The sequence below is a fragment of the Pigmentiphaga kullae genome, assembly GCF_004216695.1.
In the GTDB taxonomy this organism is placed as follows: domain Bacteria; phylum Pseudomonadota; class Gammaproteobacteria; order Burkholderiales; family Burkholderiaceae_B; genus Pigmentiphaga; species Pigmentiphaga kullae.
Genome location: NZ_SGXC01000002.1, coordinates 1,185,088 through 1,197,658, shown reverse-complemented (window position 1 = coordinate 1,197,658; position 12,571 = coordinate 1,185,088). Strand labels below are relative to the sequence as shown.

The 12,571-nt window shown below is 67.6% G+C and carries 13 protein-coding genes; 7 read left to right on the top strand and 6 right to left on the bottom strand.

What is annotated here, in order from left to right:
- The first annotated feature begins 44 nt into the window (after positions 1 to 44).
- The 7 genes from EV675_RS19990 (at position 45) to EV675_RS19960 (ending at position 6,596) form a co-directional block, all read left to right on the top strand.
- On the top strand, positions 45 to 641 hold the full coding sequence (locus EV675_RS19990; protein WP_165404672.1) for a TetR/AcrR family transcriptional regulator: 597 nt from the start codon (positions 45 to 47) through the stop codon (positions 639 to 641).
- Between the two features lie 130 nt (positions 642 to 771).
- Positions 772 to 1,074 (top strand): recombinase-like helix-turn-helix domain-containing protein, encoded by a 303-nt coding sequence (locus tag EV675_RS19985; RefSeq protein WP_130359120.1) that lies wholly within the window; start codon positions 772 to 774, stop codon positions 1,072 to 1,074.
- Between the two features lie 29 nt (positions 1,075 to 1,103).
- Positions 1,104 to 2,090: an ABC transporter substrate-binding protein gene (locus tag EV675_RS19980; RefSeq protein WP_130359118.1), complete on the top strand. Its 987-nt coding sequence runs from the start codon at positions 1,104 to 1,106 to the stop codon at positions 2,088 to 2,090.
- Between the two features lie 10 nt (positions 2,091 to 2,100).
- A complete protein-coding gene (locus EV675_RS19975) occupies positions 2,101 to 3,138 on the top strand; it encodes an aromatic ring-hydroxylating dioxygenase subunit alpha (protein WP_130359116.1) in 1,038 nt (345 codons plus the stop codon).
- Between the two features lie 65 nt (positions 3,139 to 3,203).
- Entirely contained in the window at positions 3,204 to 4,328 is a 1,125-nt protein-coding gene (locus EV675_RS19970) for a porin (RefSeq protein ID WP_130359114.1), read from the top strand.
- Positions 4,329 to 4,425: 97 nt separating this feature from the next.
- On the top strand, positions 4,426 to 5,103 hold the full coding sequence (locus EV675_RS19965; protein WP_130359112.1) for an isochorismatase family protein: 678 nt from the start codon (positions 4,426 to 4,428) through the stop codon (positions 5,101 to 5,103).
- A gap of 86 nt (positions 5,104 to 5,189) precedes the next feature.
- Positions 5,190 to 6,596, top strand: coding sequence for a GntP family permease (locus EV675_RS19960; protein WP_130359110.1), 1,407 nt, complete (start codon positions 5,190 to 5,192; stop codon positions 6,594 to 6,596).
- On the opposite strand, the gene EV675_RS19955 is transcribed toward EV675_RS19960, so the two are convergent.
- The 6 genes from EV675_RS19955 to EV675_RS19930 are packed head-to-tail and all read right to left on the bottom strand — an operon-like array spanning position 6,597 to position 12,566.
- Complete coding sequence (locus EV675_RS19955) at positions 6,597 to 7,982, bottom strand: MmgE/PrpD family protein (RefSeq protein WP_130359108.1); 1,386 nt, start codon at positions 7,980 to 7,982, stop codon at positions 6,597 to 6,599. It lies immediately after the preceding gene.
- Positions 7,966 to 8,709: an SDR family NAD(P)-dependent oxidoreductase gene (locus EV675_RS19950; RefSeq protein WP_165404671.1), complete on the bottom strand. Its 744-nt coding sequence runs from the start codon at positions 8,707 to 8,709 to the stop codon at positions 7,966 to 7,968. Before EV675_RS19950 ends, EV675_RS19955 begins: the two co-directional genes overlap by 17 nt.
- A 2-nt stretch (positions 8,710 to 8,711) precedes the next feature.
- Positions 8,712 to 9,710, bottom strand: a complete 999-nt coding sequence (locus EV675_RS29755; RefSeq protein ID WP_165404670.1) for a Bug family tripartite tricarboxylate transporter substrate binding protein — start codon at positions 9,708 to 9,710, stop codon at positions 8,712 to 8,714.
- Between the two features lie 58 nt (positions 9,711 to 9,768).
- The gene (locus EV675_RS19940) at positions 9,769 to 11,439 is read right to left on the bottom strand and encodes a rhodanese-like domain-containing protein (RefSeq protein ID WP_130359102.1); all 1,671 of its coding nucleotides are present in this window, start codon (positions 11,437 to 11,439) and stop codon (positions 9,769 to 9,771) included.
- The gene (locus EV675_RS19935) at positions 11,420 to 12,013 is read right to left on the bottom strand and encodes a flavin reductase family protein (RefSeq protein ID WP_130359100.1); all 594 of its coding nucleotides are present in this window, start codon (positions 12,011 to 12,013) and stop codon (positions 11,420 to 11,422) included. Before EV675_RS19935 ends, EV675_RS19940 begins: the two co-directional genes overlap by 20 nt.
- Positions 12,000 to 12,566, bottom strand: a complete 567-nt coding sequence (locus EV675_RS19930; RefSeq protein WP_165404669.1) for a VOC family protein — start codon at positions 12,564 to 12,566, stop codon at positions 12,000 to 12,002. The genes EV675_RS19935 and EV675_RS19930 overlap by 14 nt, the downstream gene beginning before the upstream one ends.
- Positions 12,567 to 12,571: the final 5 nt, after the last annotated feature.

Below are 12,571 nucleotides of genomic sequence, written 5' to 3'. Positions count from 1 at the left end.
AGCCACGCATCAAGCGCTCCGCCGGCCATCCCACGGAGAGAACCATGGTGGGAAAGGCCGCGATCATCGACGCGGCGATCGCGCTGATGAAGACCAAGACGCCGCAGGAATTGAGCGTGCTCGAGATCGCCACGGCCGCCGGCGTCGACCCCGCGTTGATCCGGTATTACTTCACCAACAAGCAGGGGCTGATGCGCGCCGCGGCCACGCACATCATGGACCAGCTCCAGGCTCGCAGCCAGGTCATGCTGGGCCGGGACGCGCCGCTGGAAGAGCGGATCCGCAAGCGCCTGGTGCTGTTGATCGAGGCGCTCAAGGACAACCCGCGCTTTCTGCAGCTCGTGCTCAACGAGATCTACAGCCACGCCGACACGCCCGAACGCATCGACACGCTGCAGGGCGTGGCGGCGCGCGGCCTGGCGCTGAGCGAGGCGCTGCTGGTCCCGCGCGACGGCGACCCGGACCTCGAGGCCATCGACCCGCGCTTCCTGCATGTGGCGTTCCTGGGACTGTGCACGTTCTTCGTCGATGCGCAGCCCATGCTCAGGATCCTGTTCAGCGACGAGCAGGACGACCCGGACCTGACCGGGCGCTACCTGGATTTCGCCACGCGCCTCATCATGCACGGCATCGTGAAGTAGGCGTTTCCGCTAGTCTGAAAATTCTTGACACCTTTTTCCGGGGTCGATAATCTGCGCTCTATTCCTAGTTTTAGGAATAGAGAAAACTCAACGCCAGCGCCGTTTTCGGCCGACTCATCGCGAGGAAGGTATGCCCGAGCAATTCAACGTCCACCTGGCCAGCTGGAAGGGAAACGAGCCCAGTCCGCACGCGGGCACGGGCATGGTGGAAGCGCCCGGCGAAGGGGTGAACCTTCGCTGGCAGAGCAGGGAGTCGGCCCCCACCGACTACGAGAACGCGCTGGCCGACGCGATCGAAAGCGCCTACCTGGCCGGCGCCAGGACCTCGCAGCAGTTCGCCGACCACCTTAACAGCGCCGGGGTGGCCAATCTGTCGGGACGGGGCTGGAGCGCCGCGAGCCTGGAACAGGAAATGTCCCGCCTCGGCTACTGAGCCGACCACGTTCACCCAAGGAAGCCGCCATGAGCCTGCTGTCCGCCGCAAGAGCCGCCGCCTGTATCGCCGCCGTGTCCCTGATGCTCCCGCAGGCACGGGCGGAAAACCTCCGGGACGTGACCTACCTGTTGCCGGCCCCGCCCAGCCTGCCGGCCTTCGCGCCGTGGATGATCGCGCAGCAGAAGGGCTACTACGCGCAAGAGGGGCTGAAGATCAATTTCGTGGTCGGCAAGGGCGGCGCCGACGTCGCCAAGCAGGTGGGCGCGGGCAATGCGCCGCTGGGCGGCGGCGTGGGCGACACGCCCATCATCGTCCGGCCCAACGGCGTGCCGGTCAAGGCGGTGGCGGTGCTGGGCGGGGCCTCGCTGATGCACCTGGCCATTAACCGCGCCGCCGTGCCGGGCGGCATCCCGGACCTGAAGGGCAAGACCATAGGCGCGATGTCCTACGCCGACACGACCTACTACGCGCTGCTGGGCATGCTGCGGGCCAACGGCCTGCCGAAGTCGGCGGTCGACATCCAGGCCAGCGGCCCCTCGGTCTGGCAGCTCTTCGCCGAGCAGAAGATTCCCGCGCTGGCCTCGGTGCCCGAATGGACGGTCAGCGCGCAGGAGGCCGGCGTGAAGGTCGAGCTCATTCCGGCGGACCGCTATTTCAAGAGCATGGCCCAGGCCATCCTGGCGTCCGACGAGACCATCCGCAAGGAACCCGAACTGATCCGCAAGTTCGTCAAGGCCACGCTGCGCGGCCTGGCCGACATCTCGCGCGATCCGGCCGCGGCCACGGCCGACTACGTCAAGGCGGTGCCCGCGTACCAGGGCAGGGAGAAATATGTGGAGTCCGTCCTGCGGCTGTACAACGCCACGGTCTACCAGGGCCAGCCCCGGTTGGGCGCCATCGACCCGGACCGCGTCGCCACGCTCCAGTTGTTCTACCTGAACGAAGGCATCATCTCGCGCGCGGTCCCGCTGAACGATTTGTTCACGAACGACTTCGTGCCGGCGAAACAGTAGGAACACATCCATGAATCCCATCGTCCAGGACGGCCTGGCCCTTGCCGCCGCGACCCGCGTGGAAACCGGTCTGCGCAACCTCTGGTACCCCGTCACGCCCAGCTATGCGGTGCGCGACACCCCGCTGGGCATCACCCGGCTTTCCGAGAACATCGTGCTGTGGCGCGACCGCGCCGGCACCGTGCGCGCGGTCGAGGACCGCTGCCCGCATCGCGGCGCCCGCCTGTCGCTGGGCTGGAACCTGGGCGAGCGCATTGCCTGCTGGTACCACGGCGTGGAAGTCGATGGCGAAGGCAAGGTGGCCGATGTGCCGGCGCTGGAAAGCAGCCAGCTCGTGGGCAGGAAATGCCTGCGGTCCTATCCGGTGGTCGAGTACGGCGGCGCCGTCTTCCTGTGGTTCGGGTCCATGGAGCATGGGCAGCCCAGGCCCTTCGCGCTGCCCGAGGAAATGACGAACGACGAATACTCGGGTTTCCTGTGCATGCAGAACTGGAAGTGCAATTACCGCTATGCCATCGACAACGTGATGGATCTCATGCACGGGACCTATCTGCATTCGAACTCGCATTCGATGGCCCAGGGCGACAAGAAGGCGGAAATGGTCATCCGCCACACCGACTGCGGCCTGGTGTTCGAGAAGGTCGGCCAGCGCGGCGTGAACTTCGACTGGGTCGAGTTCGGCCATACGTCCTCGCTGTGGATCCGCCTGTCCGTTCCCTATCGTCCCCAGTATGGCGGCGGCGAGTTCTTCATCGTGGGCTTCGTCACGCCCGTCGACGACGGCAATTGCCAGGTCTACTTCTGGCGCATCCGCAAGTCCCAGGGCTTCGAGCGTAACGTCTGGCGCTTCCTGTACCGCAACCGCCTGGAAGGGCTGCATTGGGACGTGCTGGAGCAGGATCGCGTGGTCATCGAAAGCCTGGCGCGCCACGCGCGCAGCCAGGAGAACCTTTATTCCCATGATCTCGGTCTCGTGCGGGTAAGGCGCGTGATGGAGAAGCTGGCCAGGGAACAGGTCGAGGCCGAACAGGCCGCGGCCGTCCACTGAACGGCAACGACGAGTAGTCCCCTCGGGCGGGCCTGCCCGATATCCTCCTTTCCACAGGAACGACCATGAAACTCGCGCTTTCAGGGGGGCTCGCGCTCGCCCTCGTTTCCCTGCCTTGCCTGGCCCAGTCGCCCGCCGGCAACGTGACGCTGTACGGTGCCATCGACACCGGTGTCGAATACATCACCCACGCCAGCGCCGGCGGCGGATCGGGCATGCGCATGCCCACGCTGACCGGCGGGCAACTGCCGTCGCGCTGGGGCCTGCGCGGCAACGAGGACCTGGGCAACGGCTGGCGCGGCATCTTCAACCTGGAAAGCGGCTTCTTCGCCGATTCCGGTTCGTCCGGCCAGGCGGGCCGCCTGTTCGGGCGCACCGCGATCGTCGGCGTCGAGGGACCATGGGGCAGCTTCACCCTGGGACGCCAATCGACCATGCTGGCCTGGTCGCTGATGGATGCCGACGTGATCGGACCGTCGGTGTTCAGCATGGCGAGCTTCGACAGCTACATCCCCAACGCGCGCGCCGACAACTCGCTGGCCTACCGCGGCAGGTTCGGCGGCCTGACCGTGGGCGCGACCTATTCCTTCGGCCGCGATACCTCGGCGGCCGGCAACTGCGGGGGCGAGCGCCCCGGGGACGCCCAGGCGTGCCGCGGGTGGTCGGGGCTGCTGAAGTACGACGGCGGCGGCTGGGGCGTGGCGGCCGTGGTCGACGAGCAGCGCGGCGGCCCGGGCGCGGCGCCGGCAGCGGTGGTGCCGGGCGTGGCCGGCGTCGCGATCGCTTCGTCGGACAGCCGCGACCGGCGCTACATGGCCAACGGCTACGTGCACATCGCCGACCTGAAACTGGGCGCCGGCTGGATGCACCGCCGCATCGAAGGCAGCGCCGCCGACGTCTCGACCAACCTGTATTTCCTGGGCGCCACTTATCCGATCGGCAACTGGACCCTGAACGCCCAGGCCTCGCGCATGATCGCCAATGCCTACCAGGCCAAGGGCACGATGCTGGTCGGCCGCGCCAGCTACAGCTTCTCGAAGCGGACCGCCGCCTATGCCATGCTGGCCCACATGGGCAACAGCGGCGCGGGGGCGGTGTTCTCGGTGTCCAGCAGCAGCATCGTTCCGTGGTCGCCCAAGGCGGGGCAGGGGCAGGTGGGGGTGATGGTGGGGTTGCGGCATTCGTTCTAGGCGCCGGTCGAAAGGCGGTGCGTCGTCGTCGCGATAACGAAAACGTACCGCTCGCATAGCAAAAATGTTCTGGATGCCTTCAGGGGTCCGTCATCTAATGGCGGACATCGACCCTGCCAGGACGAAGCAATTGATCGATATTTCGCAGCACCCGGATTACGCCTTCTTCCACGAACGCGGTTTCGCCGTGCGGCTGGGGTTCGGCCGGCGGCCCGCGCTGATGGTGGTGGACCTGACCAACGGCTTCACCGATCCGTCGCGTCCGCTGGGCGCCGATCTCTCGGCCCAGGTCGCCGCCACCAACGCCTTGCTGGACGTCGCCGCCGGGAAGGACGTGCCGGTCATCTTCACCTGCGTGCGCTACGACGATCCGCAGATGCGCGACGCGGGGCTGTGGGCGATCAAGCAGAAGGGAACGATGTCCCTGGCGGCCGAGGGCGACGGCCACCACGTCGATGCGCGGCTGCATCGCCGGGAGCACGACATCGTGTTGGTCAAGAAATACGCGTCGTGTTTCTTCGGCACCGATCTCGCGTCCCGGTTGCAGAACCTGGGTGTCGATACGCTGATCCTGACGGGCACGTCCACCAGCGGCTGCGTGCGCGCCACCGCCGTGGACGCCTGCCAACTGGGGTTCCGCCCCATGGTGGTGCAGGAAGGCGTGGGCGACCGCTCGGCCGCGGCGCACGCGCAAAGCCTGTTCGATCTCGACACCAAATACGGCGACGTGGTCGGCCTGGAGGAAACGCTGGCCTACCTGCGGGGGCTGGCCTAGAAGGGCGGCGCCTGGGGCCCGGACCGGAGACTGTCGCGTCGGTATGAGATGATCGGGCTTTGTCAGGCCTTGCCCGAAGGAATCCCATGACCAGCACGCTCGCCATCGTCGTTTCCCTGGCGTTGTTGATGTACCTGGCCTATCGCGGCGTGACCGTGCTGCTGCTGGCGCCGCTGATGGGCGCGCTGGCGGTGGTGCTGTCCGGGGACGCGGCATTGCTGCTGCCCATCTATACCGGCACGTTCATGACCGCCCTGAGCGGCTACGTGCTGCAGTTCCTGCCTATTTTCCTGCTGGGCTCGCTGTTTGGCCAACTGATGGCCGACTCGGGGGCCGCCAATACGCTGTCGCGCTGGATCGTCGCCAGCGTGGGCGAGAAGCACGCCATCGTCACCGTGGTGCTGGCCTGCGCGCTGCTGACCTATGGCGGCGTGTCCCTGTTCGTGGTGGCCTTCGCGATCTACCCGGTCGCGGTCGACCTGTTCAGGGCGGCGCGGATACCCAAGCGGCTGATCCCCGCCACGATCGCGCTGGGCGCCTTCACCTTCACCATGACCGCCTTGCCCGGCACGCCCGCCATTCAGAACGCCATTCCCATCCCGTACTTCGGCACCAACGTCTTCGCCGCGCCCGGCCTGGGCATCATCGCGGCCGCGATCATGTTCGGCGGCGGCTCCTGGTGGCTGCGGCGCCGCGCCGCGGCCGCCCATGCCGCGGGGGAAGGCTACGGCGACCACGACGACGCCGGGGAGGGCGCGCCCGCGCAGGCGGAGCAGGACGCCCGGTGGTCGGTCATGCCCGTGCCGCTGGCCTTGCTGCCGCTGCTGCTGGTGGTGGGGATCAACGCCTTGTTCACCTACGTGGTGTTCCCGGCGGTGGATTTCTCGTTCCTGGCCCAGCGCTTTCCCGATCTGGCGCCGCAGAAGATCGTCGGCCTGTGGGCGCTGATCATCGCGCTGGCCACGGCCTGCACGGCGCTGGTGCTGCTGCGGCTCAAGCATTGGAGCAACCTGAAGAACACCATCAACCAGGGCGTGTTCGGGTTCATGCTGCCATTGTTCAACACGGCATCCGAGGTCGGCTACGGCGCGATCATCGCGGGCCTGGCGGGGTTCGCCATCATCCGCGACGCGGTGCTGAACGTGGCGCCGGGCAATCCGCTGATCTCCGAGGCGGTGGCGATGAACGTGCTGGCGGGCATCACCGGTTCGTCCTCGGGCGGCTTGAGCATCGCCTTGCAGACGCTGGGACAGGACTACCTGCGCATGGCCCACGAGGCGGGCATCAGCGCCGAGCTGATGCACCGCGTGGCCGTGATGGCCGCCGGCGGCATGGACACCTTGCCGCACTGCGGCGCCATCATCACGCTCCTGGCCATCTGCAAGCTGACGCACCGGCAGTCGTATGGAGACATCGCCGCGGTGACGATCCTTTTTCCGCTGCCGGCGCTGGTGCTGGTCATCGCGCTGGGGACGATGTTCGGCGGGTTCTGATCAGATACCACGGACCGGCTTAGCATTCCCGGCCGCTGCCCAGTGGTTGATATCGTCGAGCTGGTCCATGCTGGCCAATCGGGCGATTTCCCCGGCGACCAGGGACGGGGCATTTTCCGCCGCCTGCACGGCCGCGCATTCCAGGTACTTCCGTTCGAGTTCGGCGACGCTCATGGGGGCAGCCGGACCGCCCGGCATGGTTGCCACCGTGTGTTCGATGGCCTGGCCCGAGCGCAGCGTCAATCGGACCGTGGCCGGCGCCAGCTCTCCGGGGTTGCGGGTGTCGACGGCGAGGTGGATGCGATCCACGATCCCGGCGATTCCGGGGTCGAGTACCGCCGCCGGCGCGATCTCGGCCAGGCCCAGCCGGCCGCGCAGCGCGATCGAGGCCAACCCGTAGCGCAGCGAGAATTGTCCCGTGACTTGAGGATGGGCGGCGGGGGAGAACGCGCCGCCGACCAGCCTGTCCATGAAAGGCGAGATACGCGCGTCGATCCTGGCGATGTCGTCGAGCCGGATGCCGCCTTGCCGCAGTACGGCGTGGAGGGCGTCCAGCGCGGCATGGCTGCAGGCGCAGACCGGGTACTTCTTCAGGCCGGTTTCCCGCAGCGAGAAACGGACGCCGAATCGATCCGAGAACCGTTCGCGATCACTTGGGAAATACAGGTTCCAGAGTCCGAATCGCCCCTCGAAGGCCTGGGCCGGCGCGGTCATGCCGGCCTGGGCGAGCAGGGCGGCCTGGACACCGGAGCGGGCAGCCAGCGCGGGTTGCAGGCGTTTGGCCAGTACCTGTTCGACGTTGGCTTGTTGCGAACCGGCGGCCATGGACAGGCACAGTCCCAAGGCATGGGTGATTTGTTGCGGAGGCAGCCGCATCAGCAGCGCGGCGGCGCCGGCGGCGCCGAAGGTGCCAAGGACGGCGCCGATGGTCCAGCCCTTCTGCGGTCCCGAGACGGCATCGGCCAGCCGGCAGACGAGTTCGCTGCCCAGGGCGTAGGCCTGCAAAACCTCGCGCCCCGTGGCCCGGACCGACTCGCCCACGGCCCAGGCCGCGGCCGCCACGATGGCATCGGGATGCACGTTGGCGTGCAGGCTGTCATAGTCCAGGGCCGAGGCGCTGAGCGCGTTCACGAATGCGGCTTCGGCCGCGGGCACCTTCCAGGGCCCTGACCAGATGCTGCTTTGCGCCGCGCCGCCGTTGCGCACCGTCAGTTCGCGCACGGCGATGACGTCGGGCTGTGCCGCCCCCGCCCATGCCACCATGCGTGTGTCGAGGATCAACCGGCGGGCGCTCCCCATGGCGTCGGCGGGAAGCCCGGTTCGGGCCGCCGCTGCCAACCGGTCGCCCAGCCATTGCGAGAGGGAAGTTTCAGTGGGTGCCGCCATCGACTTTCAGTACCGTGCCATTGACGAAATTCGACCGCTCGCTCAAGAGATAACAGACCGCCTCGGCCACATCCAGGGGCTGGCCGGCGGGGCGGTCGCCGTCGCCCTGGCCGGCAGCGTCCGAGGCCGCCACGATGGCCTGCATGCGCGGCGAGGCGATGGGGCCGGGGGCGACGACGTTGACGCGGATGCCGTCGCGGGCATAGCGCATGGCGGCGCCGCGCGAGAGCAGTTCCAGGGCGGCGTTGGCGGCTCCGCCGGGCAGGTGCACCGGCCGTGGCCGGCTGCCGCTGCCGCCGGACAGCGTGACGATGCGGCCGTAGCGCTGCGCGATCATGTCCGGCAGCACGGCACGCATGGCGCGCAGCGCGCCCAGGTATTTGGTGTCCATGGCCGCAGCGAAACTGGCTTCGGGCAATTCAAGGAATTCGCCGAACGCGGAAATGGACACTGACACGACCAGGGAGCCGGCCGCGCCCAGCCTGTGCTTGATGCTCCGCGCGGCGTCATTCACGCTTGCTTCGTCCAGCAGATCGACAGGGACGGCGATGGCCCGGCCCGGCAGGCCGGCCGCCAACTGTTCCAGTTCGGCCGCGCGCCGTCCCGACAGGGCGAGTATCGCCCCGCGTTGCGACAGCAGACGTGCCATGGCCTGTCCCAGCGTGCCGGTGGCGCCGACCAGCCAGACCGGACGTCCGCCGAATGCGTCGGCAATCGACTCGCTCACGGTCACACCCCCGTATCGATCTTGGATTGTTCGATGACCTCTCCCCATCGGGCGTATTGCTGGCGGCCGAGCGCGTCGAGCTCCTGTGGGGAGCCGGACTTCACGGCCCAGCCTTGTTCGCCGAATTGCTTGACGATGTCGGGCCTGGCCAGCACGCCGCGAATGCCCTCGTTGTATTGCGAGACGATATTGGCAGGCATGCCGGCGGGGCCCCACACGCCGTACCAGACACTGAAGTCGAAGCCGGCCAGCCCCTGTTCCTGCAGCGAGGGAATCTGGGGCAGCAGAGGAAAGCGGTCCTTGCTGGTGCAGCCGATGATGCGCAGCCTGCCGGTCTTGGCATGGGTGTTGGCGGTCGCGATGGGCAGGAACATCAGGGCCACCTGATTGCCGAGCAGGTCCTGGATGGCATTGGCCGTGCCGCGATAGGGCACGTGCATCATTTCCACGCCCGCCTGCTGCTTGAACAATTCTCCGAACAGATGGTTCTCGGTGCCGTTGCCCGGGCTGGCATAGCTGATCTTCCCGCCGCCCGCCGCGAGCCACCGTATGAGCGTGGGCAGGTCGCTGGCGGGAACGCTGTCGTTCACGACGAGCGCGAATGTGCTCCATCCTACCTGCGAGATGGGCTGGAAGCTCTTGACCGGGTCGAAGGGAATGTTCTTGTAGAAGTACGGCAACAGGAACATGGTTGACGTCTGCAGCATCAAGGTGCCGCCATCCGGCGCGGACTTGGCGACCGTATCGATGCCGATGACGCCGCCGGCGCCGGGCTTGTTCTCCACGATCACGGTGCGGTCCCAGCGCGATTGCAGAAGCGGCTGCATCAGGCGCGACATGGTGTCGGGGCCGGTCCCGGGGGTCGAGGCGATGACCAGGCGGACGGGGCCGCCATTGGCACGGACCAGCGCCGGAAAGGGGAGCGCCGCGGCCGTTGCCGTCCAGGCGATGCGCGCGATCGCCTCGCGCCGGGTCACTGCGGTCGTCTGCTTCTTGTGCATGGCTGTCTCCTGGTGTGTGAGCGATGCCCGGTGACGCGTGCGGCCCAGGCAAGGGGGGCTAGTTGCGGGATCCGGCGGCATTCGCCGGTGTGGGGGCTTCGGGAGTGCGCGGCGAAGCGGGCGGCCGGTCCCCCACGAGGTAGCGGGTGCCTGGCTCGCGGGCGACCTGGGCGGCCAGGTCGATTTCCCACGACAGGTAGTCGCGCATGGCGGAATCCAGTCCGCCCAGCGGCGAAGAGGGGATGTGCCACATGTCTTCAGGAGGATCGACGGCATCTTCCAGCCCGGTCTGCATCGGCAGGCCCGCCTCGCGCCAGGCCTGGCGCCCGCCTTGCAGGAGTCGGACCGGAGCACCGTAGAGCTCGGTGATTTCCCGGGCCGCGAACGCGCCCGTGACCGCGTCGTCGGCAACCAGGGTGACGCAAGGGAGCCGCGGCAGCGCGGGCACGCTGTGAGCCAGCCGGGAACGCATGACGAAGCGGGAGCGGGGGATGTGGCCCTTGTAGTAGTCGTCGCTGCTGCCCAGATCGAGTACCAGGGTAGTGCCGCCTTCCAGGTCGCGTGCCAGTTGCGGGGCATCGACGGTATCGACAAGAGGGATCAGGCGGGCCGGGAGCCAGCAGGCCGTGCCGGACTCGGTCATGTGGCTGAAAATGTCGCGATGATCGAGCACGCTGACGTCGCGCAAGCCCATTTGCAGCAGCCAGGCGGCGGTGATGCTGGCGCGGATGCCGTCGTCGTCGGCCAGCAGCAGGGGCGTGTTGCGGACGGCGACGTAGTAGTCGGTTGCCTGTAGCAGTTGGCCGCCGGGCGCGCTGCGAGAGCCGGGAAGGTGGCCGGCCTGGTATTCCCACGGCCCGCGCACATCCAGCAGGAGCGGACGGTTTGCGGGTTCGCCTTCGGCCCGCGACAGCCAGGCGGACATGTCCACCACGGCAATGTCGAATCGCTCCCGCAGGTTCGCGGCCATCCGCCGTATGCCGTCGAGCCGTGCCGGGTCGACGGGCTCGACCAGGTCGCTGCGGCCCGATTCCAGTGGAAATCCCGCCAGGTGCCAGCCCATGGTCCCGTTCTTCAGCGCCACCACCCGGTTGCGGACGCCGGCGCTGATCAAGGACTGCGCGCCCAGTATGCCGCGCGTGCGGCCAGCGCAGTTGATGACGATGGTCTCGTCATGATCCACCATGGCCGGCACGCGCGACAGCAGATCGGCCCCGGGGCAGTTGCGGGCGGTGGGCAGGCTCATGCGGTGGAATTCATTGGGCGGGCGGCAATCGAAGATGCGAACCTTGGCGCCGCTGGCCATCAGGCCATGCAGCTCGGCCGCCTCGATCATGGGCGTGTGATAGTGGGCCTCGACCAGTTCCCCGAAGGCCTTGCTTGGAACATGTATGCCCTTGAACAGCGACTTGCCGTGACGCTGCCAGGCCTGGTTGCCTCCCCGCAGCAGGCGCAGGTTCGTATAGCCCAGCCCGAGGCAGCGCCGCGCCGCGCGTGCCGCCATGCCGTCTCCTTCGTCGCTGGTCAGGACGATCAAGGTCCGTTGCCACGGAACCAGCCGGAACAGGCGCGCCTCCAGGTCGGCGAGCGACAGCGAACAGGCGAACAGCATGTGGGATTTGGCGAACAGTCCTTCGTCCCGGGCATCGAACAGGGCGAATCGCTGGTCCCCCAGCAGCAACGCTTCGAGTCCGGACGCGTCGATGAATTCAAACTCGTCGGTGGGCATGATGGAGACTCGGGTGGCTGGTGGACGGCCGGACCGCGGCAGCGGCCGGAGGGAAGGCGGCGACGAGCCCGGCGCCGGGTTCGTCGCCCAGCCTCAGGTATGCGCCGTTGAGATAGATCAAGGGCGAGATGGCGTCGCCGATGGCGAGCCGATAGACCGTTCCGACGAAAACGGTGTGCGTGCCGACGTCCACCTGGGAGACCCGCCGGCAGAAGATGTTCGCCTGGGCTTCGTTCAGGTAGGGCACGTCGTCGGCCGACAGCCGCCAGTCGCCGTGTTCGAAGCGTTCGTCCATGGGCATGGATTTGCCGAACAGGCGGGAATGCTCGACCTGTTCGGTACCCAGGACGTTGATGCAGAATCGCTCGCCTTCGGCCAAGGCCGCGTGCATGCTGCCGGAACGGTTCACGACCACGAGCAGGGACGGGGGATCCATCGACACCGAAGATACGGCCGTCACGGTGATGCCGTGGTTGCCCGCGCGGTCGCGGGCCGAAACGATGGAAACCGTGGCCGCGAATCCGCGCAGCGCGCGGCGGAAATCGGTACTGATCCGGTTTTCATCGGCCGACATGCGAACCCCCCATGCCCTGTTCGATACGCGCCTTCAGATCGGCCCGCCAGGCTTGCGCGGACGCGAAACTGGGGTCGGCACGGCACCATGCCTGCGTCCGGGCACGGATGCGGTCGGCCGGTTCGGTCAGGTCCAGCGGCTCGGAGCGCGGCTGCTGGACATACCAGGGCGTATCCACGAAGAGTTCGAGCCGGTTGCCCTCGGGATCGTGGAAGTACAGGGTCCAGGCATTGCCGTGGTCGATGGCGCGAAAGCGGCTCGGTCCGGACTCGCGCTGAAGCCAGCCGAACATTTCCTGCAAGCGTTCCAGCGAGGCGACGCGGAACGAAATCTGGTTGATGACCTTGTCGTCCTCGGCGCCGGTCCGCCCGCTGACCAGGACCACCTGGTGATGCTCCCTGGGGTTGCGGCTCATGAAAGCCAGCTCGCGGCCGGGCAGATGGCCGCGGTCGGTCAGGACCAGCCCCAGTACGCGCTGATAGAAGCCCACCATCGTGTCCATGTCGCGTACATGGATGCCGACGTGGCTGAATTCGAGATCGGGCGTGGACATGGCGG